General features: G+C 46.8%; 17 protein-coding genes. 2 read left to right on the forward strand and 15 right to left on the reverse strand.

Going from position 1 to position 26,556, the window contains the following annotated elements:
- Positions 1–2 precede the first annotated feature (2 nt).
- A complete protein-coding gene (locus SELR_RS12420; RefSeq protein WP_014425574.1) occupies positions 3–1,547 on the reverse strand; it encodes an SLC13 family permease in 1,545 nt (514 codons plus the stop codon).
- Positions 1,548–1,916: 369 nt separating this feature from the next.
- Between SELR_RS12420 and SELR_RS12425 the strand changes: the two genes are divergently transcribed.
- Together SELR_RS12425 and SELR_RS12430 are read left to right on the forward strand one after the other, a co-directional pair.
- Positions 1,917–3,230, forward strand: coding sequence for an ammonium transporter (locus tag SELR_RS12425; protein WP_014425575.1), 1,314 nt, complete (start codon positions 1,917–1,919; stop codon positions 3,228–3,230).
- Positions 3,227–3,616 carry a P-II family nitrogen regulator gene (locus SELR_RS12430; RefSeq protein ID WP_014425576.1) on the forward strand — a complete coding sequence of 130 codons (390 nt, stop codon included), beginning with the start codon at positions 3,227–3,229 and terminating at the stop codon, positions 3,614–3,616. The genes SELR_RS12425 and SELR_RS12430 overlap by 4 nt, the downstream gene beginning before the upstream one ends.
- Positions 3,617–3,685: 69 nt before the next feature.
- Here SELR_RS12430 and SELR_RS12435 read toward each other — a convergent pair whose 3' ends face one another.
- The 14 genes from SELR_RS12435 to fliD form a co-directional block, all read right to left on the reverse strand.
- On the reverse strand, positions 3,686–4,699 hold the full coding sequence (locus tag SELR_RS12435) for a CatB-related O-acetyltransferase (RefSeq protein WP_014425577.1): 1,014 nt from the start codon (positions 4,697–4,699) through the stop codon (positions 3,686–3,688).
- A 15-nt stretch (positions 4,700–4,714) separates the two neighbouring features.
- On the reverse strand, positions 4,715–7,168 hold the full coding sequence (locus tag SELR_RS17890) for a glycosyltransferase (RefSeq protein WP_014425578.1): 2,454 nt from the start codon (positions 7,166–7,168) through the stop codon (positions 4,715–4,717).
- Positions 7,113–7,376, reverse strand: a complete 264-nt coding sequence (locus SELR_RS12445; protein ID WP_014425579.1) for a hypothetical protein — start codon at positions 7,374–7,376, stop codon at positions 7,113–7,115. Before SELR_RS12445 ends, SELR_RS17890 begins: the two co-directional genes overlap by 56 nt.
- The gene (locus tag SELR_RS17895) at positions 7,373–8,773 is read right to left on the reverse strand and encodes a glycosyltransferase (protein WP_014425580.1); all 1,401 of its coding nucleotides are present in this window, start codon (positions 8,771–8,773) and stop codon (positions 7,373–7,375) included. The genes SELR_RS12445 and SELR_RS17895 overlap by 4 nt, the downstream gene beginning before the upstream one ends.
- Positions 8,774–8,805: 32 nt before the next feature.
- Positions 8,806–11,565, reverse strand: a complete 2,760-nt coding sequence (locus SELR_RS17900) for an O-linked N-acetylglucosamine transferase family protein (RefSeq protein ID WP_014425581.1) — start codon at positions 11,563–11,565, stop codon at positions 8,806–8,808.
- Positions 11,565–12,536 carry a tetratricopeptide repeat protein gene (locus SELR_RS12460; protein WP_014425582.1) on the reverse strand — a complete coding sequence of 324 codons (972 nt, stop codon included), beginning with the start codon at positions 12,534–12,536 and terminating at the stop codon, positions 11,565–11,567. The genes SELR_RS17900 and SELR_RS12460 overlap by 1 nt, the downstream gene beginning before the upstream one ends.
- Positions 12,520–14,208, reverse strand: a complete 1,689-nt coding sequence (locus tag SELR_RS12465; RefSeq protein ID WP_014425583.1) for an O-linked N-acetylglucosamine transferase, SPINDLY family protein — start codon at positions 14,206–14,208, stop codon at positions 12,520–12,522. The genes SELR_RS12460 and SELR_RS12465 overlap by 17 nt, the downstream gene beginning before the upstream one ends.
- A gap of 8 nt (positions 14,209–14,216) precedes the next feature.
- Complete coding sequence (locus SELR_RS12470; RefSeq protein ID WP_014425584.1) at positions 14,217–17,819, reverse strand: glycosyltransferase family 2 protein; 3,603 nt, start codon at positions 17,817–17,819, stop codon at positions 14,217–14,219.
- A 141-nt stretch (positions 17,820–17,960) separates the two neighbouring features.
- Positions 17,961–19,286 (reverse strand): flagellin N-terminal helical domain-containing protein, encoded by a 1,326-nt coding sequence (locus tag SELR_RS12475; RefSeq protein ID WP_014425585.1) that lies wholly within the window; start codon positions 19,284–19,286, stop codon positions 17,961–17,963.
- Positions 19,287–19,505: 219 nt separating this feature from the next.
- The gene (locus SELR_RS12480; RefSeq protein WP_014425586.1) at positions 19,506–20,633 is read right to left on the reverse strand and encodes a tetratricopeptide repeat-containing glycosyltransferase family 2 protein; all 1,128 of its coding nucleotides are present in this window, start codon (positions 20,631–20,633) and stop codon (positions 19,506–19,508) included.
- A gap of 17 nt (positions 20,634–20,650) precedes the next feature.
- Positions 20,651–23,485, reverse strand: coding sequence for a glycosyltransferase (locus SELR_RS12485; RefSeq protein ID WP_014425587.1), 2,835 nt, complete (start codon positions 23,483–23,485; stop codon positions 20,651–20,653).
- 71 nt (positions 23,486–23,556) lie between these two features.
- The gene (gene fliT, locus SELR_RS12490) at positions 23,557–23,901 is read right to left on the reverse strand and encodes a flagellar protein FliT (RefSeq protein WP_014425588.1); all 345 of its coding nucleotides are present in this window, start codon (positions 23,899–23,901) and stop codon (positions 23,557–23,559) included.
- On the reverse strand, positions 23,891–24,304 hold the full coding sequence (gene fliS, locus SELR_RS12495) for a flagellar export chaperone FliS (protein WP_014425589.1): 414 nt from the start codon (positions 24,302–24,304) through the stop codon (positions 23,891–23,893). Before fliS ends, fliT begins: the two co-directional genes overlap by 11 nt.
- A gap of 27 nt (positions 24,305–24,331) precedes the next feature.
- Positions 24,332–26,545 (reverse strand): flagellar filament capping protein FliD, encoded by a 2,214-nt coding sequence (gene fliD, locus SELR_RS12500; RefSeq protein ID WP_014425590.1) that lies wholly within the window; start codon positions 26,543–26,545, stop codon positions 24,332–24,334.
- Between the last annotated feature and the right edge of the window lie 11 nt (positions 26,546–26,556).

The following is a 26,556-nucleotide window of genomic DNA, read 5'->3' on the forward strand; positions in this document are numbered from 1 at the left end:
CATTAGCCCACAATCCAATTGACGAAATAGATGGCCAACGGAATCGTGACGCAGGCAATGCCGATAAAGTCAATATACACACCGGTACGGATCATCTTGGTGATGGGGATATAACCTGAAGCATAGACGATGGCGTTCGGCGGCGTGGAAACCGGCAGCATAAAGCCCAGGGATGCGGAAAGGGCAATGCCCACCGACACCGGCACGGGGCTGATGCCTGCCGAAATGGCCGCCGTGATCGCTAGCGGCCCAATCATATTGGTAGCCGCCGTATGGCTCGTGAGTTCCGATAGCAGCAAGGCCATTACCGAAAAGATGGCCACCATGGCCACTTCCGAGGGGGCACCGCCCATGGAGCTGACAATGAGGTCGCCCACCCACTGGGAAAGGCCCGTCTTATACATCATGCCGCCCATGGCCAGGCCGCCGCCGAAGAGGATCAGCGTGCCCCATTCAATGCCCTGCATGGCCTCCGACCATTTCAATGTGAACTGGCGTTCCTTGAAATTCACTGGCAGCAGGAATAAGAGCAAAGCGCCTGCCATAGCCGCAATGGCCTCCGGGAACAATTTATTGTACATCTTCAACGTGGGATCTGTGCTGCCAAAGGCAATGGACATAAAGCCCGGAAGCACCCAGAGCGTGACTGCCACGATAAAGGCCAGCAGGGTGTTCTTCTGGGCCCGGGTCCAGCCGCCCAGCTCATCGCGCTTCGTCTTAATGAAAACATCCGCACCTTCAATGCGATCCACATCCGCCGGGAACATATGGGAAAGCACCACATAGGCGATGGCAAAATAGATTACCATGGCAATCAGGCCCCAGGTCATCCACTGGAAGAAGGATACATGGATATCGCACATGGTGTCCAAGAAGCCCAGCATGATGAGATTCGGCGGGGTGCCAATCGGCGTCAAAACACCGCCGATGGAGCAGGAATATGCCGTCATCAGCATCAGCCCCGTGGCGTATTTATACTCGTGCAGATGGATTTCCCGGCCGTTAGCCGCAAACATCTCCTTGATAGAGGTCAGCAGCCCTAAACAGATTGGGAACATCATGGCAGCCGTAGCCGTGTTGCTTACCCAGCCGGAACATAAAGCCGCCGCCAGACCTACCGCCAAGAAAATCCTTTTCGGATTGGAACCCACCCAGCTGCGGGACAGCAGCCAATAAGCAAAGCGTTTGTCGAGACCATGTGTCATCATGGCTTTCGCTAAGATAAAGCCGCCCATAAACAGGAAAATCATGGAATTGGCAAAGGCAGCAAAGGCCGTGCCTACGGGCACCACGCCGGTAATAACCGCCAATGTCGGACCAATAAGTGAAGTAACCGGGATCGGCACCGGCTCTGTGATCCACCACAAAGCCACCAGTACCATAATGGCCAATAACTTATGCGCCGCCACCGTCAGCCCCGCGATGGGTGTCATAAACACCAGCAGGGCCAGGATGGGCGCCCCAAACAAACCGATTGTTCGCCGTCTGCGGTCGAAGGCCTCTTCCGCCTTTTTCACCGCGTCAGCTTCTGCTTGTCTCTTGTCCAAGGTTCTGCGCCTCCTTCAATAATGCTGCATACATTTATCCATCCATCTGCTTATTCATCATACAGAAGGAAAATTCCTCTATTTTGGGAAACAAATAATCATAAATCTGCCTTATTTTGTCTATTTATGTATACATGGTTTAAAATATTGACAAGACAATAAAGACGCTCTATAATGTGTCCATAAGCAAACAGGACAACGTCGTCCCTAAGTATCAGGTACCGGATACTTAGGGACTTTTATGTTTTCAGGACAATGGCGTCCATAGTGCAGTAACTCTCCCTGCACTATGGACGCTTTCTGTTTGCAGGACTTATCCAATGAAAATGTTTCAAAATGCAATCGCTACTAGGGAAAGGATGTTTTATTATGATTGATACTGGCGATACGGCCTGGGTACTCATTAGTGCCGCTTTGGTCTTTATCATGACTCCTGGTCTGGCCTTCTTCTATGGAGGCATGGTGCGCAGCAAGAACGTGCTCACCACCATTATGCAGAGCTTCTTCGTTCTGGCGATAGTTTCCGTGGAATTCATCGTCCTGGGTTATACCATGGCCTTCGGCCCTGACGTCAACGGTTTCATCGGCAGCCTTGACAAGCTCGGTCTTGCCGGGGTTGGCCTGCAGGTGTTGGAAGGCAGCACCATTCCGGAACTGGCTTTCGTAGCCTTCCAGTGCATGTTCGCTGCTCTCACCCCGGCACTGATCACCGGTGCCTTTGCAGAGCGCATGAAATTTGCTGCCTTTGCCGTCTTCATCCTGCTCTGGGCGATCTTCATCTATAACCCCATGGCCCATTGGGTATGGGGCGGCGGCTTCCTGGCAGAGCTCGGTGCTCTCGACTTTGCCGGCGGCCTCGTCATCCACATTCTCTCCGGTGTATCCGGTCTGACCATCTGCCTGCTTCTCGGCAAACGCCATGGCTATCAGCATACGGCCATGCTGCCCCATAATCTTCCCATGACGGTTCTCGGTGCTACTCTCCTTTGGTTCGGCTGGTTCGGCTTCAACGCCGGCAGCGCTCTTGGCGCCAACGCTCTGGCTGCCAATGCTTTCGTCACCACGCAGGCCGCTGCAGCTGCCGCTGCTGTTTCCTGGGTACTGACTGAATGGAAACTCAACGGCAAACCCACCATCCTCGGTGCTGTTTCCGGCTGCGTGGCTGGTCTTGTGGCCATCACCCCGGCCGCCGGTTTTGTTACACCGATGCCTGCTGTACTGATTGGTCTGATTGGCGGCGTTGTCTGCTACTTCGCCGTAGCCGTCCTCAAAGAAAAACTCGGTTACGATGATTCCCTTGATGCCTTCGGTGTTCATGGCATCGGCGGCACCTGGGGTGCCATCGCCACGGGCCTCTGGGCCACCACGGAAGTCAATCCAGACGGTGCCAACGGCCTCTTCTACGGCGACACCCATCTCTTCGTTGCTCAGCTCATCTCCATCGTTGTGGCTTACGCTTTGGCCATTGCCGGTTCCTTCGTCCTCTATCAGCTCGTACATTCCTTCATGGATACCCGTGCTGACGAAGCCGAAGAACTCACGGGCCTCGATATCGTGGAACACGGCGAACGCGGCTATACTCGCGGCGTGCTGACCTCCAGCCCGCTGCTGGGTGGTTTTGACTCCTCCAGCGAAATGCTGGCCAACACCGTAATGCAGATGAATATGGCGGAGAAAGGATGAGTGCCATGCTGACCAAAATCGAAATCATTACCCGTTCCTCCAAACTCGATGACTTGCTCAGAGCCTTGAACAAAATCGGCGTGCTGGGCCTCACCGTCAGCCAGGTATTTGGCTGCGGCCTGCAGAAAGGCCACCAGGAGGTCTACCGGGGCAAAAAATACGACGTGAACCTCACCCCCAAGATCAAGGTGGAAACCGTGGTTTCCGAAGTTCCCGTAGATCTGGTACTGGAAACCTGCGAACGTGTCCTGCGCACCGGCAAATTCGGTGACGGCAAGATCTTCGTTTCAGAACTCAAAGATGCCGTACGCATCCGCACCGGCCAGCGCGGTGACGACGCCATCCGGGATATTCCAGGAGAAGTCAAAGAACAGGCCAGTGCCTAAAACAAAACAATCACCAAAAGGGAGTGACCGCCAAGGCCACTCCTTTTTTGATAATTAAATTATCGCCACCTAGTAATCATACGCGTACATGATCCGCACTTTTTCTGAAACCACGCAATCGATTATTTCAATGGATTCTTCTTCTTTTGTGGTCACAATCACATCTACATCATTAATGATATCAGCCATCACTGACCTATCCCCTTGATATGTTACGATAAGTGGTGCATCTTCACCTCGTTTTTCCAGCATCTCCTTCAACTCTGCTGTACAAAATTCGGATTCTGGAGAATTATCCAACCACAACAGCAGTACCAGATTATCCTTTATTGTCTGCCTGGCCATAAAACGAGCAATAAAAACACGCCAAATTCCCTCATCACTATGAATATCCGGACGAAAATGATATATTTGACGTTCCTGATGCAACTGTGAAATATCTCTTTGCAAAGTGCTTTCTGATAATTCAGGTTCAGGCATCGCATACTTTTGCAAAAATGTTTCGACATCCGCCATTTCCGGCAAAGCAGCCTTTATCTTCTCCTTTGACCAATTCCACCACCTCAACCGTTGTAAGCCTTCAATAATCTCTGGCTTAAAACGATACTTTATGACCACTGCTGGATTTCCCCCAACGATTGCATAGGGTGGAACATCCTTTGTAACCACTGAACTAGCTGCCACTACTGCTCCATTCCCAATATGCACGCCCCCCATAATGGTGACATTCGCACCGATCCAGACATCATTACCAATGATGATCTGTTTGTGATTATGTTTTCCCGCTGGTGGTGGCAAACTTGTATTCTCCCCCCACCATTCGGTCAAAATATTGCTATCAAAGGGATATGTCGACACTCGCCGATAATCATGATTAATACCGATATACAGATGCAAGTCATGGGCCAATGATGAATATTTCCCTACCAATAAATGTGCTTCCTCATCATCACTTATCCCCATTTCAGCATTGACTATATAGGAACCTGCTCCCAAAGTTACGCTTGTAAAATCCCTTGCTTTATCCAATTGCAGTTTGCGGGTCTTCGGCTGGAAATTACAAAAATCTACATACTTGAGCATATAATACCTCCAGCATCAATCTCTAAACGGCATGCGATAAACCCGATCCTGATCACCAAAAAACAACAAGCCATCCTCCGTCAGGTGCTGGCGCAATGTTTGTATCAGTTTGTCCCCCTGTCGTCTTTCATGATAATTTCCCAGCAAAGCAATCCGGGCAAATTTTTTCTGTTGATAATGCTTGTCCAATCCGTCAAGAAAATCATGGCAGACATACAGCGGGAAAGTTTTTCCGGCCAACTCTACACCTAATTTATCCGAAGTCAAGCCGTATATCGTGGCCTCAGGAATTCTACGTTTCAGCCAAAAGAGCTCGTATCCCATATCACAATTGACCAGAAGAACATCCTGTCCAGGGGACAGTTCCTTATATAGCAGATCCGTCATTTCATAGTGGCTGCGATAGGTTCCCTTGATGCTCCACTTTTTCATGAAGTATGCCCGATTTTTTTCAATAAGTTTGTTATAACGCTCTTTTTTATCCTTTTCCCGAGCTGCATCATTTTTTCCTGCAAAGGCCACACTGCCGAAATGATGGATGTAGGTATCACCGCACAACAGTAATTCATAACCAGCCTTGCGCATGCGCAGACAGTAATCATCATCCTCAAAGTTACCTGGGCTGAATGATTCATCCAAATTGCCCAGACGCATATAGACCTCCCGTTTCATGAGCAAACAAAATCCTACCAACACCATCCAAGGATACCATTTCTGCGCATCTGATCGATTAAAATTACCTGCCACCGCCATAAGTTCCTCAATCGACTGATAAGGCAGACTGATGGCCTGTTCATTGGAGCAGTGATTTGTCATACAGCCTACGGCCCCTATATTCTGACTGCTATATAGAGCCTTACGCATATTGTCCAGCCAGCCTGGTGTCACAACGGTATCATTGTTCAACAGCAGCAGCTCTGTTCCATTAGCAATCTCCATGCCCTGATTACATCCCTTGGGAAACCCCATATTTTTCTTATTGAATATGCAGCAGATATCCGTCTGACTTGCCAACCATTGAGCTGAGCCATCCTTAGAACCATTATCCACCACAATGATTTCATAGGTTCCTTTCTCCGTATTTTTTCGAATGCTTTCCAAGCAGAGCCTGGTATAATCCAGCGCATTGTAACTCAAAATAATAATACTGGTTAGCGTCTGCTCCTTCACCATCCCATTATCCTTCAACACCTTCAGAGTCGAATAATCTTCTGTTGCATGTTTGGCATAATAATCCTCATCTGCTGACAACTTCTGATAGTCCATATACCAAGGCAAATGTCTTGCCATATACTTTCCTGCCAACCTCAAAGTGGCATACGCATTATAATGACGCAAGTTCCGATACAGAGCAAAGGTTGTATCAATCACACCAAAGTATACCTCAGGTGCTAACTCTGTCATCATACGCTCCCCTTCACTGGCCCAAACTGCCGCCTTGCCCGCAAAGGTGATATCCTCTGTTCTAAGACCAAAGCCAACTTTTTTTATGTAGGGATACTTACGCAGTACCTGTAACATTTTCTTCAAGACATCATAAGGACATTCCTCCACGGGAACAATGTCCGGATCTGTATATACATATGGCGTCTGGATGTTCAGTACATTGAGTACATTACTTTTCCACAAAGCCTTGTAACCCAAATTCTTCTTTAAGAATAATACCTTTATTCGCTCCTTTATCTCATCATAATAAGCCAACAAAGGCGGATATGTCGAATCATTATCCAGTATATAAATATTGTGATAACCTGCCTGCCATAACCAATCTATTTGCTGGCGCAGGCACTCCAATCTGTCTCTGGCATTGATGAAGATTGGTATATTCTGATAATCTTCATCCTTTATATCCAGCGAATACCTGTACGGATCTTCTTCTATTTGTCCCTCGTCAAAAATCCGCCGTTCCATTTCCGCATCTGCAGCCATGGCCTTTGCCGTATCTTCATCCCCCAGACATTTGGCCACAATCCCGATATTTATCATAGCTTCCCGATAATTCTTCTTTATCCGCAAGGCATGACCGTAAGCCTCCAAGGCCTTTTCCCATGCCTTTTGTTTTACAGCCATATTCCCCAAACGCAAAAACAGTGTTTCATCCTGCGGCTCATAGGCCAGATATTCCAGATAGAGCTTTTCTGCTATTGCATAGTCTCCCAATTCCTGATAAGCATAGCCTTTATAGAGTTTCAGAATGAGCAGGCTTTTATCATGAACTTTTGTCAAAATCTCCTCTGCTGTCTGCAGATAAGTTAAAGCATCCTGCCCTTGCTTCCTCTCCAGGGCAGAAAAAGCACATACAACAAATACGCTCAAAAATTTATCCAAAAATAATTTGCCCGATTCTGATCTGCTCTTTTCCTGATAAAGTTCCATTCGTCCGCTGCACAGGCACTCTGCCATCCCCAGAAAATCATATTTTTTTTCCCGTCTGGCAAATTCCGTCATCCACGATTCCAAAGTATTCATATGCTCCCCCAATCTTAGATAGCAGCCGCAGCATACATCTGCCTAAATTCCTGCCTTGACCATCGAAGGATATCACGGGAACCTGCCCCAACATTTGGCCTTGTACGGATAAATTTTCATCTATAATACAGACAATATGCAAATCCTGGGGCAGATATGTAATCAACCCTTCGGCCAGTTCCATATCACACCATAATGCTAATTTCATGTTCGATTTCCCTCTTTTTCCGAAAATGTGCCGCTTTTTTTCAAGGAAGCCACCAAACTGGCGGAGGCGTTGGCATGGTTAACATAGTAAATCTCATCAGGTGGCAGATTATCATAGTCATAATGCCAGGGAAGATGCCAGGCCATCAAATCACCCGTGGTGCGGGCAGATACGTATAAGTGATAATGACGATAATTGCGATAAAGAGCAAATGTAGTGTCCACAGCACCAAAGTAAAGATCAGGCTCTATTTTATGTAGATAGTATCGCTGTTCTTGGGCTAGTATTTCTGCTGCATTGCTACAGGTAATCCCCTCCGTTTTTAATCCCAGTCCGACTTTTTTCAGCAACGGATAACGCTGCAAAATAGCCAGCAGCTGCCGCAAAAAATCCTTAGGGCAATCGTCAACAGGCACTACATCTGAATCCGTATAGACATATGAACTTTCCACAGACATACTTTCCAATATGCCACTGTCCCAAAGTGCTGTATGCCCGAAATTTTTTTTCAGTCGTACAACCTGCACTGCAGGACAGTTTTCGTCCAACTGACAATAATATTTCAATAATGGCGGATAGGATGAGTCATTGTCCAGAATATAGATTTTTTTATATCCCGCATTCACCAGCCACTCCACCAATCTTTGCAAACATCCAAGACGATTAAAATTATTGATGAATATAGGGATTGACCAAAAGTTCATCCCCTTCGGCAAAGCCAATGTTCGCTCCCAAGGACTATCTTGCCAACCGACATCATACTGCTGCAACATTTTCTTATCACCTGCCAGTGATCGCTCCAAAATAGCCGCATTGGCTATTACTTCCGAAAAATTGGCATGCTGCTGCAAGGCAACAATATAGTCATCCAGAGCCTCCTGCAACTTTCCCAAGAAGAATAACGCATTTCCCCTGTAGAAATGCGCTATTTCGTCCTGAGGGAAAACAGCAAGATATGAAGAAAAATCTGATGTTGCTTTGGCATACTCACGCAAGCCATACCAAGCCAGTCCTCGATAGCAGTAAAGATGCGGATAGGAGGGAAAAATAATCTCGCTATAACTGTCGTAAATCAGCAGGTTGCGCAAAGCCCCCTGATAGTCACCACATTGCAAAGCACGCAAAGCATGCAAAAAATAACGGTTCAATTCATCCTGGGACGTATTGGGCGAAATACCACGTTCTATAAGCATTTGAACACAACTATTTACTGCTTGATTAGCCAATTGCTGAATTTCAGCCAGCAGTTGGCCTGCCTCACTGCTTTGATAAAAGGGAACCTCTTTCAGTTCAGAGATAGTCTGTAGGATTTCCTCCGAACTGCATAAAGGATTCTTCAATGCCGCAAACAAAAAACATTTCTCTGAATATTTATTGAGAATATCACCTGTATTCATGTTCCCTCCTTTTCCCCCACCAACTAAGAGTTTCAATCCTGTAAGATATGTCTGTAAATTGCCTCCAAATTTCGCATATAATCACCAGCATTCATCAGTGCTGATCCTTCCATCTGATGACGTAAAGTTTTACGCAAATCATGCAGGAGCTGCATATCATAGCTAAGGTTTACCGCCAGCTCTACATATTCTTTCTCTGTTGCAGCAGCCAATTCCGACAAACCAATATTAGCCAAAAAACTATAACCAAAATTTGCTCCATGACGGTTCCCTTTTAATGCCACGACAGGCACCCCCATATAGAGTGCTTCACAAGTGGTAACCCCCCCAGTGTAGGGAAATGTATCCAGTGCAATATCTACATCGCCATATTGCGATAAATAATCATCAGAAAATCCTCTCATTTCGACACGTGCCAAGGGTATGCCCATGCGGGACAAGCGTTGCTGTGTAAAAGCGCGCCCTTCTGCACAGCCTAGCAAACCGTGTTTTAATAATAAGCGAGCATTGGGAACAAGCTCCATTATTTGCTGCCATACGGCCAGCACTTTGTCGTTCACCTTGGCAAAATTATTAAATGAACCAAACGTAATATATCCATTTTTCAGACATGGCGGCGCACTTATTTCCGGCATATTTATCAAAGGTTGATAGCAAAAATGACAATGCGGCATCTGTAACATTTTTTCGATAAAATATGGCGAAAACTCAGTCGGAGAACAATATCTATCCGTCAAAAAACCATCGCATTCTTCCATTCCTGTACTATTAAAATACCCTATCCCGGATATTTGTTTTTTGGCCGGTTTATAAGCCAACACTGGCAGAGCATTATTAGCCGTATGCCCTCCTAAATCTACCAAAACATCGATTTCATCTGCACGAATCTGAGCAGCAATTTCTGCATGACTTTTTCCTGCCATTTCCCTCCAGACAGTCCTGCTTGCCCGTAGTTTTTCGGTTACACTGTCACTATTGGCATTAAGCTGATATACAAAAATGACAAAATTTTTCTCATCGCAGGCAAACAGCAAAGGATGTGTCAAATGCCCCACAGGATGATCCCGCCAGTCAGCAGATAAATATCCTACCCGTATTTTCTCATGCTTCCATTCAGGTTCAGGGTAACTTTTGATTGACAATGCCAGCAATTCCTGTCGATACAAACTATACATCTTTTTCATTTCCTGTGGCTGGACATCATACAGTGTATTTGCTGTAAAAATCGCATTGCTTAGCTCTGTCAGCTTTTTCTGCACATCAGGTTCCCGCTCGGCCGAATGCAAGAAAGCCTCTATAGCTGACCTGGTGTTCCCTAACATGCGCAGTCCTGCTCCCAACAGGCTATAGGCGTCAGCCAGTCGTTCGTCATCATCACTGTCCGCGTATTCCTGCAACAGTTTTTCTAAGCACTCAACCTCAGAAACGTATTTCTTCTGTGCACGCAGAATATAGCTCTTTAACAGCATCCCCAGCAAAGGACGCTTGCCACTTTGGCTTTCATAATTATTTATTTCATCCCATGCCTGCAATAACTTATTTTGCCGATATAACTCCAAAGCATAGCTGTAAATAGAAATAAAGTTATCCCTATGCCCTTGTGGTCTCAGCGCCATATCATTAAGATGCAGTTCCCTGTTCATTGCCCGCAATACAGCAGCAAAATCCTGACTTTTGGGAAAGGACTCATTCATCGGCAACAGATAGTAATCACTCCAGGCTAAAAGATAATCATGATAAGCCTGTCCATTCATAGGCGGAGCTTTTTCCCCATAGCGCTCGGCCACAAATTTTTGCCAATAAACAGTAGGTCCCAACAAGCAAACGCCATAGGAACGGGAAACATGCAGGAAATTCATGGAAACATCCACAATATACCAGTCTACGGCGGATGCCTCATTTACCAAACACTGCGCTAGCAGCGTATCACTGCTGGTTCTCGTCAGCATGAAAAATTTCGTACCTGGTTTGCAAAACAGGGCCCAATGAGTTAGTGAACCCATGATGGCCACGATTTCTTCTGCATGAGATACCGTATATATCTGTTGCACCAAAGGCAGTTTTTCCAATGTCACGGGCACATATCCCTTTTCCTGAAAAAAAGCAACGAAATACTCTTCATTTATGCAATCTGTAGCTGTTTCTGCCTCTCTGCCTCGCACCAAAAAAATTTTAGCTGGTGTATCTCCCTTATAGACTTCCGCTGCACTTGCCTGCAGATATTTATACGGTACTAAATGCTTATCCGTGTAATAATACCAGCTATGTACCGCTTCTTCCGGCACAATTACCCGGCTAAACTGCACTGGTTTTTCAATCAGCAAAATTCTCTCTCTGGGTATATCCAACAAGGCAAAAAAATCATCATACCAGGAACAGTTTTCTCCCACCGTTAGAAAAACTATCGGCTGAGTAAGCTCCCTATTTTCCAGTATGTACCACATACGTCCCAGACATTCCAAAATAAAATGTCCAAAATGATGAATCAATATGCCGCCAAAAATAACTTCCTTGTCTTCATATACGAGATTTTCACATGGTACTTTGTAAGCCTTTCCTACTCCATACCAGCCAGCACCAGGAGGCTTGCATCTTTGCAGTCCTGCAATAAAATTAAACTGCGCATCACAAACACCGCCACTGAATTCCCCCGTCTTTTCCTGCCAATAATCCGGTGGCAGCAGAATAGCCGGCGCTATTTCCTGCACGGCCGGATTGCGACTGCATCTATAGGATTGGAAGCATTCCTGCGCCCATGACGATTCGTTGCGAGCATATAACCTCTTCCTCATTATCTTCCCTGTTCTTTCAGCAGATATAAAAGGACAAAATCCACCTCCGGCAGTTTAGCCGCTATAGCCTGCGCCTTATCTGCCTCCCCAAAAGCAGCCTGTGCCATCGCCATATTGCGAATGGTCTGGCTGTCACCATCGTCCAACTGCAGTGCTGCCTGCAGATACGACATTGCTCCTGCATAATCTGCGGCCATATACGCAGCCGCAGCAAATTTATTGAGGATCTGTACCTTCTCCCGTAAAGAGCATGTACGGTTTTGAATATTCACGATCTGCTGTTCAATGGAAACATCTGCCAATTTATCTGTAACCGTTTCTTCCTGCTTAGGTATTCCATCAACATGGGTCTCAGACTCTGCCTGCTTATTATTTTTCGCCTGTACTTCCTCCAGTTTAGCCTTAAGACGTTGCAAAGCTGACAATGCACTGCTGCCTGTATCAGCAGTACGTGCCGGTTCAGTTTTTTCTGCTGCATTCTCCTTCAACTGCAGGAACTCGGCCAAGTGCGGATACTTCTGCCGCAATTTATCCCCTTCCCTGCGCACATAATATGCGGAACTATCGGTTATCTGCTCTTTTTGTTCCTTTGTCATAGAGTTCTGATAATTCGCTGCCAAAAAATCGTATATTGACAGTCCATCTTCCTGACGATTCTGGATAAAACACAATCTTGCCAGGAGAATACGCGCTTCCACATTTTGCGGATCGAAATTCAGGGTATTATTCACCCATTGCGCCGCCCGCTCATAATCACCCAGCATGAAATAGCTGTAAGCTCCTTTGTAAAGGAAATCCGGTTTTACATCATTTGCTGTTATCAGCTCAGCCAATATATTCAATACATCAGCATATTTTTCCTGAGCAAAGGCTTGTTCCAGCTCCCTTTCCTGCGTCTGACATTGTTTCATTTGGGCTTCATTATTTTTTTTATGCATATTACGTTTTACACGTTTACTCGCTTTTCCCATGATTTTCTCCTCCATAATTTCTGCAACCCTTTTCGTATTTTTCCCACATATCAGCATAAACACTTTCCACCATCCGCACATACCCCTGCCGATCCATCAGCGGCGAATTTTCCATGATATGCCGCAAATTTGTCTGCAACCCTGTCAGCAGTTCCGGATTTTCTGCCAGCATTACTGCCCTCTCGATATATTCCTCTATCGAAAAAGCCACCAATTCCCCCAAGTCAAGATTCATTAGCAGGCTATAGCCAAACCGTTCGCCATGACGTTTGCCAGCCAACGTTATCAGGGGTCTGCCCATATAAAGAGCATCACAACTGGTCCCGCCGCCAGGATAAGGAAAGGTATCCAGTGCAATATCTATATCACCATACTCAGGCAAATAAACCTCACTTATGCCTCTGCACTCCACTCGCGCCATGGGCAAACCGGCTTTTTCCATACGCTGCCTTATGTAAATTGCTGCCTCTTCACTGTCAAATACAGCCGCTTTCAACAATAAATGAGCAGTCGGCAGCCGATTCAATATCTTTCCCCATACCATCAATACTTCATCAGTCACCTTGGCAAAGTTATTGAAGCTGCCAAAGGTTACATAGCCCTTGCGGCTAAAAGCAGTATCAACAGGTAATGGCACTGCCTGCAAAGGGCGATAACAAAAATGACTATGTGGCAAAACAACTAATTCTTCCGTAAATTCCCGCTGCCCTGTCTGTCCGTCTTCTCCATCCAGATATACATCACCTAAAAAATAATCTACCGAACTTAGACCTGTGGAAGCAAAATAACCAATCCCCGAAACCTGTATTGGTGCTGGTTTATAGACCAGTATGGGCAGCCCATTTCCCTTGGTGTGTCCTGCCAGATCCACCAGAATATCGATTTCATCTTCATAAATAGCCTTGGCGCTTTCCTGCGGTGACAGACCTCGCAGATTACGCCAGCCTGTCACCTGCTTGCGCAATTTTTCACTGATGGTATCTTCCGGTCCTAACATATAGACATATACCGCAAACTTTTTTCTATCATAAGATGTCAATAAATCGTAAAAAAAACAAAGACATACATGCCGGCGGAAATCCGCTGAAATATACCCTACACGCAAGAAATGTTTTTCCCGCCCTCTATGGTGATGGAATGGCTTGCTTTTTTCCAGGAACTTACCAAATTTCGCTGCCTGCTGCCTTAAGAATTCAGCGCTATGCCGGCCACTGTAATGGAGGTTAAATAGAAAATTGCTATACTCCATAGCCTGCAGCTCAGGCGTATCAGCCCATACGGCAGCCTCTTTATATGCCGCTGCCGCCTCCTGTGTTCTCCCTAAAATGCGGCAGCACTGCCCCAAAAGATTCGCTATTTTTTCCCCATACCCTTTTCGCTTATTCAACGGGACGTCAATTACCAACAATTCTCTATATGCACTGACATAACGCCTTTCCATGAACAAAATACGCGCATGCAAAAAACTCGTATAAAAATCTCCCGGCAAAATCTTATTCAGCTTCTGCCAAGCTGCCATAGCCGACTGACTGTCTCCCTGCTCAATGTACATACTCACGCAAAGCCGGGCCGCTTCTTTCATATCGTATTTTTCCAAGGCACGTATATATACCAAAGCAGCAGCATAATCCCGCTTTCCCAGGCTATCATATATATTGTCGTAAATATTCATCGTATTCCCTATTCTGCCAAACCATCCTGCTTAGCCAGCCAACCCTGTATCCGTGCGGTTTTACGGGCCAGGCTCCGTTCGGCCGCTGTTTTTGCCTGGCCTGTAGCCACCATTCGATAATTTTGCGATAGCAGCACGCCTATTTTATCCATCGTCCCCACATCATGTGCAAAACCACGAATGCCCAATTGCAGCAACGCAGCTGTATCTTCTGCCAGTGCGGCTCCTGCTGCCTCCAGCCTTCCCGCCATAATATAAGCAGATTGCTCTGACATCCCCAATTGACGCTGATAATACAACCGCACCTTATCACGCCCTGTATGCGGAAGATGTTCCAAAATAAAGGCTGCATCCCGCTGCTTATCATAAAGTTGGTTAAAGACTTCAATCCAATCTACATCATCACGCTCCGCTAAAAATCTGCCTAACAAGCGACAAGCCAGCGGAATATATTTATCCATAGCTAATGATTTCTGCAAATATTCCCAAGCCTCTTCTCCATTTCCCTGCCACATAAGCAGGCGGCAAAGCCGGGCATAAACCTCGGGCATGACCGTACCAGCCTCATCTGACAGTAAATTCTGCCGCCATATATCATGTTGCTTTGCATAAGCATAGAGCCTGGCCGCCTCACGGTAGCAAATTTCTGCTCCTGAAAAATCCCCCTTATCCTCTCGAGTTCCCCCTTCCATAATCTTGAATTCAGCCGAATAAGGAAATTCCGTTAGTGCCTTATTTACAACCGCTGCAATTTCTTCCAAAGGACGTTGCAAGAAAATCAAAGACTGTATCCAAACACCATAAGGACGATTTTCAGCACCATCCGTACGCCCCGTCGACTCCAAATATGCCTGTGCATGGGCCATAGCCTGCTCATACTCCTGCATACCGAAGTAACAATCCGCCATATATGCCTCATCTTCCGGCCGCTTGCCATATTTTTCCGCAGACAGCTGTAATAAGCGCAGATTGCGCTTATACTTTGCAGCCATTTGTCCCGTTGAATAACCAGTATGATAGATCCTGAAATCATTCGTAACAGGCATGCTTTTTTTCTCGTTCCCATTGTATTGAAGCCGCTCATGAATCATATGGACATAACGCAGTTCCGGCATTTTGCGAAACACCCGGATTTGATAGCCCTTGTTAATATAGGCATTGTTCTTCGTCTTATCCACGTTAATCCATTCACTGGCCAGACCAATAACATTGCTGTCAGCGTGGACACGGGCAATAGCAGCCTGCAGCCCACCATAATCTTCCTTTGGTATGTATTCATCCGCATCCAACAGCAGCACCCAATCACCATTAGTCTGATTAATAGCAAAGTTCTTGGCTGCAGCAAAATCATCCACCCACTCGAAGTGCACCACTCTGGCTCCAGCCTGACGGGCTATTGCTACGGTATTATCCGTAGAACCAGTATCCACCACAATGATTTCCCCTGCTAAAGCCTGCATGCAGGACAGCCACTGTGGCAGATTCTCCTCCTCATTCTTGACAATCACCGCCGCCGATATTTTTATTGCGCTAGAATTATTATCCTCTGCCAGATAAGCCTCCATCTTCGGCAAAAATCCCTGCATCTCATCAGCAAAAGCAGCCGTCACATCCTGACGATGCGCCAAAAACTCCTGATATAATGCCTTACTTTGTTGGAAAAATTGCCTTGCTTCTGTTTTCGCACCATCATGCCAAGCCGCAAATCCCAGCAAGGCACGAAAATCCGGAACATGTGGAAAGTCTCTTTCCCCCTGTTCCACCCAAGGCAGAATTTCCTGCCATTTATGTCCCAATAAATGCAACGACTGGATAAGAGTACAGTACATCCTCGTTTCCCTGCCTGGCAGGACTACCTGGCGCCGAATGGCTTCCTGGGCCGCTTCCGCCGCCTTGGCATAATCCTTTAGACTGTAATAACAATCCGTTATATAGCAAATGTCACTTTCCTGTCCCTTGCCATTCTCTTGCAATTCCAGCAAAATCTGCAGGTTGCGTTTTGCCTTGTAAAGATCCGTACTAGCTGAATAACCCGTATGATAAATCACCGCCTTGGGCAAAAGTTTCATTTCCTTTTGGCCCGTCCCCGAATAGACCAGCTGTTCATGAATAGCCCCGGTATAACGCAATTGAGAAAGATTGCGGAAAATACGGATATGCATGTTTTCATTGAGGATCCGATTATCGTTGTCCACATCAATATTTACCAGTCGGCAGACAAAACCGATCACATTTTTTTGCTGATCATATTGACGCAAATTTTTATGGATAATAGCAAAATCCTTTTCCGTCCAATATTCATCGGCATCCAAGAAAAATATCCACTGCCCCCGTGCCTGCTCCAGCGCGTAGTTTTTAGCCGCCGCAAAATCATTGATCCATGGAAATGAAAACAATCTTGCCCCAGCCTGCTTTGCAAGTTCCACCGTGTTATCCGTCGAGCCGGTATCCACCACCACCATCTCATCCGCCAGCTCCGACATACAGGCCAGCCAGCGGGGCAGATTTTTTTCTTCGTTACGAACAATCACACAGGCAGATGTATAGACCATATCTTTCACTCCCCCTGTTTGCCGTTCCTGCTTTCGTTGCTGCATACGCTTCTGCAGCGCTTCACGTCTGGCATGCATGGCAGACATGACGCCGCCGGCCTCATCGGAGAGCATCTTTCCGGCGCCATTTTTTCCTGCCTCACTGTATAGCCTATCAGCTTCGTCAAAGCAACGAAGAGCTCCCTGTTCGTCACCAGTGGCTTCCCGTGCATACCCTTCCAATATCTTGAACTCTGCCCCATAGGGAAATTCTTCCAGCGCCTTTTGTCCCCAAGCTAATATTTCGGACAAAGGATAGGACAAAAAAATCATCGATTGCAATAATATGCCATAGGGACGGCTTTCCTCCCCCAGTACTCGTTCCTTGGCAGTAAGATAGGATTTGGCATGCTTTATAGCCCGCTCATATTGTTGCAACCCATAATAACAATCTGCAAAATAAAAATCATCGAGAAGACGCCAGCCATATTTTTTCACAGATAGTTCCAGCATCTGCAGATTTCGTTGATATTTATCCGGCATCAGCCGGGCAGAATAGCCCGTATGATAAATAGCATAATATTCAAGCAACGGCATATTCTTCTCAGCCTGACCACGATACTGCAGGATTTCATGAATAGCCCCCACATAACGCAAATCCGACAGATTCCTGAATACCCGGATCTGATATATGGTGCTGATATAGGCATTGTCCTTATCCTGATCCACATTGATCAATGGATTTACAAAGCCAAGGATGTCTTTTCTCTGATCGTTCTGTCTGATAAGTTCTCTGACACAGGCATGATCCTGGGGCTTTATATATTCATCGGCATCCAAAAAAATTATCCAATCCCCCTTAGCCTGCTCCAGGGCATAATTTTTAGCAGCGGCAAAGTCATTGATCCATGGAAAGGAAAACAACCTTGCTCCAGCCTGCTCTGCAATTTCCATGGTGTTGTCCGTAGAACCGGTATCCACTACCACCATCTCATCTGCCAATTCTGACATACAAGCCAACCAGCGAGGCAGATTTTTTTCTTCATTGCGGACAATCACACAGGCAGATATATATGGCATACGCTTCACCTCTTAGCAAAACGGATATTAACGCTGCAAATTATCCTTGTATAATAATTTCGGCAAAGCAGGCAAATTACCTGCAAAAAAAACCGCCCCGAAGGGCGGTTTTGGTAGTTTGTATTAACGAAAGACTGCCGATTACTGGAGGAGGCTGAGAACCGAGCTGCTGCTCTGGTTGGCCTGAGCCAGCATGGACTGAGCGGCCTGCAGAAGAACGTTGTTCTTCGTGTAGTTCGTCATTTCTTTCGCCATGTCAGCATCGCGAATCGTGGATTCGGAGCTCTGAACGTTTTCGGAAGCAGTGGTCAAGTTGCTGCTGGTGTAGCTCAGGCGGGACTCAACGGAACCAATGGTGGTCTGCTGGTCGAGAGCTTTCTGGATAGCATTGTCCAGAACGTTGATAGCAGCATTAGCCTTAACCTGGGTGGATACACTCAGGGTTTCACCGTCAGCACCTTTAAGACCCAGAGCCGTGGAACGCATATCCGTCAGACCTACTTTGATAGCCTGATTAGCCTTGGTGCCAACCTGGAATACCATAGCGTTGTCTTCAGACTTATTCTGTGCACGGATGGACTCAGTGAAGTTATCCAGCACAGCATTAGCGGACTTGTTGATAGCACCCTTGTTCGTGGTAATGCTGATGGTAAAGCCGGAAATCTGACCAGCAACGCCAGTGGTCTTAGCCGTCAGAGTCAAAGCGCAACCCTTATCAGCCGTGTAAACCGTATTGCCGGAACCATCCAGACCAATCTTGGAAGTCGCCCCGCTTTCATTGAAGCTCAATGCACCAGTCAACGACTTATCACCGTTGTAAGCCGTTTTTGCAACAGCGGTTGCCAAAGATTCACTACCAACCTGGAACGTAGTGCTATAGGTTTTGCCCTCATGCACGTAAGAAATGGTCACATTATCCGTGCTATGAATGTTCAGGCTTTCACCATTACGATTCTTCAGACCAGTCAGCGCCGAAGTCTTCGTCGTAGCTGCATCCATGGACTCATTGGTCAGTGCCGTAGTCGTATTGGTAGTCTTGTTGTTGTGGGAACCATCAACAAGATACTTGCCGTTGTAGGTGATGTTGGCATTGTCATCGATCTGGTCGATGGACTGATCCAATTCTTTCTGGATGGTCTGACGGTCGCTGTCCGTGTTGGTATCGTTCGCTGCGTTGATGACTTTCTCTTTCAGAGTCTTCAGGATATCAACGGTGGAACTTACAGCACCTTCAGCAACTTTCATCATTGCATTGCCGTTCTGGGTGTTGGCATTTGACTGATCCAAACCACGGATCTGAACACGCATACGCTCAGATATAGCGTAACCGGAAGCGTCATCGGCTGCGCCGTTGATCTTCATACCGGAAGAAACTTTTTCCAGGCTCTTAGAGAGTGCGCTGGAGTTCTTGTTCAGAGTGTTCAGAGTCGAGATTGCCGACATGTTGTTCTTTACTACCATTGCCATGATGTTTTTCCTCCTTGAATGTAGAAAAATAATATTTGTAACAGCCATCCCTGACTGTCGTTAGCTATAATTAGCGAACCGCCACCTGCACAAGCAGCTGCTAGCTGGCTGTTTGTCTCCTTGTTTTGGTTCACTGATTACCTTTACACTAACTATATCGACGTTTTTGCTGATTCCTTAAGCGGAATTTTAAATTTTTTTTACTTTTTTTCTTTGACTTTATTTCCCCCCATCCTGTGTTGTCAAAAAGCGCTTTGCCTTATTCAGCACGGCCTCATCTTCCGAACAATAATCCAGAGCCCGAATAAAACATTGGGCTGCCAAGTTCTGCTCTCCCCAAAGTTCATGGATTTCTCCCAACCTAGCCGCCACCTTAGCTGCCACCGCAGGAGAAAAATATGTAGCATGGCAAATATCTGCGCTGCCTTCATCATAGCGCCGCAAAGCTTCTGTCAATAGTAGCTGTGCCTCAGACAATCTTCCCAGTCCGCAAAGCACCATACCCTGCTCCGCATAAAAATCCGGCAGATCTGGATATAACCTGCCTGCCGCTTCAGCCCACGGAAGCATATCCGCATCCGGCCGGCCCAATGCTCGCATGCATTCCAAGATCATGTGATATACATGACCATTGCCACCATGAATAACTGTGCCACTTTCCGTAAAAGCAACAGCGTGCTGCAAGGCCTTCTCATAATCCTTTATCCCATAATAACAATCTGTCAGGAAAAAATCATAGACAGGTTCCCAATCGCCTGACGCAATTACCTGCTGCAAGATCTGTAGATCCCGCCGACATTTATCCTCACTAATCATCTTCGCATAACCAGTATGCAATATATAAAACTCCAACGGCGCATAAGCTACCTGAAGATCCCCCACCGACTTACTGATATGTTCATGAATGCGCCCCCGATAACGCAGATCCGACCGCCGTTGAAATAAGCGCGGGCTCCAATCCATATTGAAACATTTCCGGTCTGTCAATGTCTCCACATCATGGCGCCTAAGCAGAATGACATCTTGCGCTGCCATTCTGGACAGATAATCCAACAACGCCCCCCTATTCAACGGCCTCGGGAACGCTTCATCAGCATCCAAAAATAATATCCAATCCCCCTTTGCCTGCTCTATGGCATAATTCCGGGGTGCAGCAAAATCATCCTGCCAGGGAAAATCAAAGACCTGGGCACCATAGGACCGGGCAATAGATTTCGTATCATCAGTCGAGCCTGTATCCACCACGATGATCTCATCAGCTGCCTCCTGAATAGATGCCAGCGACGAAGGAAGATTATGTGCCTCATTTTTAACCATATAACATACCGATAGTTTTATTTCCTTCATAGCGTATTCCTCCGGCTTCAGCTGATATTTTCCAGCCATTTCTCGTAGGATTTCATCAGCATGGTATCCAGCCCCTGCTGACGGGCCCGTTCCAATGCTTCCCTGGCCGCTTCATATTCCCCCAAATGATACAGACAGCGTCCCAAATTTTGCCAAAATTCGCCATCAGCCTCCTCCTGGGGCACTTTGGCCAGCAAGTTAAAGGCCGCCCGCCATTTTTCCTGTTCCATTAAGTCTTTCACAATATCCTGCCAGATTTCTTGCTGACGCAACGCCAGTTCTCCGTACTTCTCCAATTGTTCATCATCACCATAGGTTAATATATGGGGCCATATAATTTTATAGTTCTGCCAATCAGCAGGCGCTTCCCCCTGGGAAATTTTTGCCCAGATGGCCTGTACCTCAGCAGGCAGCAAAGCCACCAGTTGACGTTCAACATCCCTAAAGTTTTTTCCCTGCTGACGATCAAGTCTCAGCAACAAATCAATCGACAGCTCAAAATTAGCCACCAAACCCTGCTGCAATTTATCCACCAGCGATTGCCAATCGCCCTGCCTCAAAAGTTCATAATACTGCCTCCGCGGCAGTTCTTTTCCATAACGTTCTTGCCAGTGATTGCCGTAATACTCATACAAGTCACCAAAACCATTGCGCTCGCAAAAGCGGCACAAAAAGGCACAATTCTGCTCTGTATCGGCAAAATACCGTTCCATTTCTATAATCAGCTTTTCTCTATTCTCCTGCCTTACCATACAGAATCCAGTCAAAACCTCTTCCTCATAAGGACTGCATTCCATTGCCTGACTGCTATGTTGCAAGGCTGCCTGACTTTTCCCCAAATGCTGCTCACAATCAGCCAGTTTCGCATATACCAAAGCCTCTATATCACTAAATGACGATGACTCCCGTCCATCACTTTGACGAGCCAGCCTTAATGCCCGCGTCAGGTATTTTTCCCCCTGCTCATACTGCCCATTTTCCTGATAAAGTATCCCCATCACTGCCGGGAAATCCGGCAGCGCAGGGAACTTACGGGCGGCGGCCTGAGCAAAAGCCAGCTGATCCGCTTCTGGTTCCGATAAGGCCCGCATACACAACAATACCATATAGTACATATCACCATGGGTTCCCTGCCCTTTAAGAGGTGCATCTATCGCCCGCAATGCGTAAAGCTGTGCTTGCTGGTAATCCCCCAGCCCATGATAGCAATCGGCCAGATAGCGATAATGCTGTGGCTGCTCCCCCTTTGCCGCTATATCCTGTTTCAGCAGGGCCAGGTTCCGCTGGGTCTTTGCCAGAATCACACTGCTGGAATAGCCTGTATGGATAACCTCCATGCAGGACTCCTCCCATACTTTCAAAGGCTTGCCCTCTGTATTAGCCAGATTCTCGTGCACCCTTCCCTCATAACGAAGTTCCGGCCGGTTGCGGAACAATCGTACATTACAGAAGCGGGATATTTCCCGTCCACCATCATCCTCATCCACATTGCAGATAGTCAGACGCACCGCTTCAACATCCGGATGCTGGATTTCACATTCCGCCAAAACGCCCCGCACCTGCTCCGGATGGGCAAAAAATTCATCGGCATCCAGAAACGCCACCCAATCGCCCTTAACATACTGCAAAGCTTCATTTCGAGCCGCAGCAAAATCATCCTGCCACTCATAATGATAGATCTCTGCACCAGCCGCCAATTCACAGGTATTATCCGTTGAACCAGTATCCAAAAGCAGGCATTGATTGGCATAAACTTTGGCATTTTCCAGCCAGCGGACAATATTCTTGGCTTCATTCTTAGCAATCACACAGGCCGTGATATTTAATCGCTCCGCCTTTGCAGCCAGTTTTGTAAATAAGTCTTCCCGCCTCTGGCAGGTCTTCATTACCTCAGCCGTAAACAAGGATGGCTCCAAGCCTGCATAATCCTGTCCCAATTCACAAGCCCTTTTCATTTCCCCGGCTGCTTGCCGATATTGCCAGCCTGCTGCCAGGCTTTCCCCATATTCGGCATGGAATTCTGGCACTTCCGGGAAGTCCTGTACCGCCAGCTTGGCCACCCGCTGCCGCTCCTGGTAGTCCCATTTCTGTCGGGATAATTTTCCCAACAACAATCGATAAGAACGGCTGGCATATGTTTCCGCCTGCCGCCCCCTTGCGATATCCAGATAAGCATACTTCATGGCATTTTCCTGATCATCAATACCATCATAAGCCTCGGCCAGATAACCATATAAATGCCCCGGATCTGACGCTTTCGCCAGCTCTTTCCGCAGAATATCCAGATTGCGCTGAGCCTTTGCCTTCCCCAAACTACCAGCATATCCTGTATGAATAAGCCGCAATTGTTCTGGAGATACTGTGACAATTCCTTTTACCATTCCGCCATTCTGCCTTAATTCTTCATGTATAGCCCCCACATAGCGCAAGTCCTTACGCAAGCGAAAAATCCGTGGCACATAAAGAGACAGCATCACCTTTCCCTCTTCATCCACATCCTGCCGTTGGACAAGGATCAAATTCACAGATGGGGCCTGAGCTGCAATCAAGGAACGCAGAATTTTTGCCATTTTCCTGCTAAAACATTCATCGGCATCCAAAAATATCACCCAATCGCTATTAAGCTTATCCAAGGCAAAATTGCGGGCAGCAGCAAAATCATCCTGCCAGACATAATCATATATTTGAGCACCAAATTCCAGTGCCACTTTCTTCGTCCTATCCGTTGAGCCAGTATCCACCACAACAATTTCATCGGCAGCCTGCTGAACAGATTTTAAGGAAAGGGGCAAGGTCTGCTCTTCATTCCTCACAATATAACAAACCGATATCTTTACATTACGCTCCTCCACGAGTCTCCCCCCTTTGACTTATATTTTCGGCAATGACAAAAAAAAACCTCTCCTTGTCGGAGAGGTTTTTCTCAATATTTTTTGTTGAAGATATTACCCAATTTGTTTACGCCCTGAATATCATAGGCATGAACTGTGGCATTTTGCTGACGGGAACGGTTGAGCCAGGCTTTGGCTTTATAAACCACCTGCATGTCCAGGGGCTTGATTTTCTGTACCAGCTCCTGACATTCTGCCGTCTTGCGGTAATCCTCCGTTTCCGGCAGGGCCTTCATCCGTTCCACTAACTCGCTGCGCTGCTGTTCCAGTTCCAGGAACTCGTCTACATCATCTCTATCGATAAATTTGAGCATTTCCTGCGTCAGGGTATAATACAGCTGCCAATTGGCTTTTGCTTTCGTGAGTTCAGCCGACATAGCTATCACCCTGCACGTTTCTGGTTCCGCCATCCTGACGGGCCTTTTTCATGGCCTGCATCCAGGCATCCCGCAGTTCCTTGATGATATCAATAGCCTCCTGCACCAACGCCGGATCGCTTTTCATATTGCCCTCTACCAAACGGTCGTAGCAATAGTTATAAAGGGGCATAAGCTGATGGGAAATATCATAGTCCATATTCAGGGTAATGCGGAATTCGGAAATAATCTGCTGGGCTTTCTGCAAAGAAGTATTGGCCTGCTCATACTGCTTAGCCTCCACCGCCTCCTTGCCCTCGCCCATAAACTTCAAACAGCCGTTGTAAAGCATCAAGGTCAGTGCTTCAGGTGTAGCCGTCATAATCTGCTGTCTTTTGTAAGCTTCTGCTGCGTTATTTACCATTCCTCTGCCTCCCTAGATCTTTGCGCCTTACTGGCCGCCGCTAATATACCCCATCGTGACACTCATGCGCTGGATAGCCAGCTCCATGGCATCATACTTCTTATAAAGCATATTCTCATAGGACTTCATCATGGTCTTGAAATTGGACATCTTGGTCTGCAATTCCCGGATAAGATCGCCTAAAGAACTGCCATCTGCCGTTTCCGTAGAAGTACCAGCATAGGACTTCATGGTCTTGAGATTCTTGTACAGGGAATCGGAGATACGTCCGACTACGCCTTGTTTGTCGTAGTCGGTCTGCACCTTGCCATTCTTATCCGTATAATCACCATTAGCGTTGAAGATTTCCCGCACGCAATCAGGCTCTGCTGCCAGGGCTTTCTTAAGTTTGTCCTCATCCAGAGTCAGATGGCCTCTGTCTGTAGATGAACTGATGCCAATGGACATCATGGTAGTGTATTTGCCCGTAGCCCCTTCCACCGGCGTATAAATGGCTTCACGCATCTCGCTGATGATCTTGCCAATGGTGCTGTTGTGATTGAGCAGGCCGGATTTGGCTTTTTCATTCCATTTATCGATCTGCTCCTTAGTCATACCCTTTTCCTGGGTCTGGGTCAGCACACCATAGTCGCTGTATTTTTCCTCATAATACTTGTCATTGAGTTCGTCGATCATCTTATTGTAATCTTCCACGAACTTCTTGACATTTTCAACGATTTTATCCGTATCCTGAGTGATGGTAACGGTGGTGGCTCCCTTGGATGCGAGGGTATAAGTTACATTGCCCACGGAAATCTTGCTGGTGGAGGAAGTGTACTTGCGGCCATCGATAGTCACCTCGGCACTTACACCGCTGGCACCCTGTACATACTTGCCAGTGCCCACAGTTACTGTTTCTTCAACTCCAGTTTCCTCATTTGTTCTTGTTTCAGTTTTCGTGGCTTCCACGGCCAAACCGGTAACATTTGCGGAAAGTTCATCCTCAATGCCACTAAATGCCAGCGCATTTACGAGATAACGTCCATTTTCCGCAGCCACACTCTCTGCATCATTGCCAACCAATGTATTATCCACCTGGAAACTGATATTGGTCTTCTTGTCCTCACCGGCATCGGTAAGCGATGATATAACCAAATGGCCATCCACCACTTCGGCGTTAAATTTATTGCCATTCTTGATTGCACTAAGCAAGTCACTTACCTTGCTGGAGGCATCCAGCGAAACTTCTACTTTATTTTTTTCAGGACTGGCATCATCTGTAATGGTGAACTTAATGGGCTCAGAGGTGCCCGACCGAGTAGGTGAGAACAAGGTATTCAGAACCGTATCCTCTCCCAGTGTCACACTACTGGTATAGGATGACTTTGCCCCACCAATGGAACCTGTGCCTGTAGTGGTATGCACCTGCAGTACATCAGACAGTGTACTGGTTAAATTACCGTCTTCATCCGTTCCCTGAGTAACCGAAGCCAACTGCAGATTGTTCAGCAGGGTAGCACCATAAGTAGTGGCCGCTTCTCCCTGATTGCTGTCCACTGTCAGCAAAATCTTATGCTCAACACCGCCATCCTTCTGGTACAGCGAGAAAGCATCGTTGACACTGTCATAAGCAGCCTTGATATTAACGCCTGCCTGATTGATCCGAGAGGACAAATCATTCAGAGTTAGATTGCTGCTAAGGATTTCCTCATAGGTAAAGGAAATCGTCTTCTTGGTGGAATCCGATTCCGTGCCATCAGCAATATCAAAGGAAACCAATGCTGATTCAGCCTTTTTCTTGGCTTCATCTGAAGATCCTGCTATCTCATCTGACAAAGTCTGCTGCTGGTCCTTGGTCAAGAAAATGTCCTTGAGATAAATGCTATCCGACAGAGAGGAATTTTCCCGCGTGATATTTTCCTTCGTCAGCAGATAAGCATTAGATGCCGTCTGGGTCACATTCACCGTATGGGACATCTGCGCTGCATCGGCATTAGCCGTAGCTGTGGCCACTTCCGACTTGGAACTACTAGCCAGCATCGGGCTGGTAGTTGAAGATAGCTTGTAATCATACAGGGTGGATGAGTTGAAAGTATTCAGGGTGGAATACATATTGGCATATGCTTCCTTGACCCATTCGTTCTTTACCTCTTCCTTATACATCTTGTCATACTGATTCTGCTTGGTCATCATGCCCATGCGGACCATGGAATCAACATCGATACCCGACCCGGAAAGGCCGTAAATACCTATACCACTCATGATTCACACCT

This window comes from Selenomonas ruminantium subsp. lactilytica TAM6421 (assembly GCF_000284095.1).
Lineage (GTDB): Bacteria > Bacillota > Negativicutes > Selenomonadales > Selenomonadaceae > Selenomonas_A > Selenomonas_A lactilytica.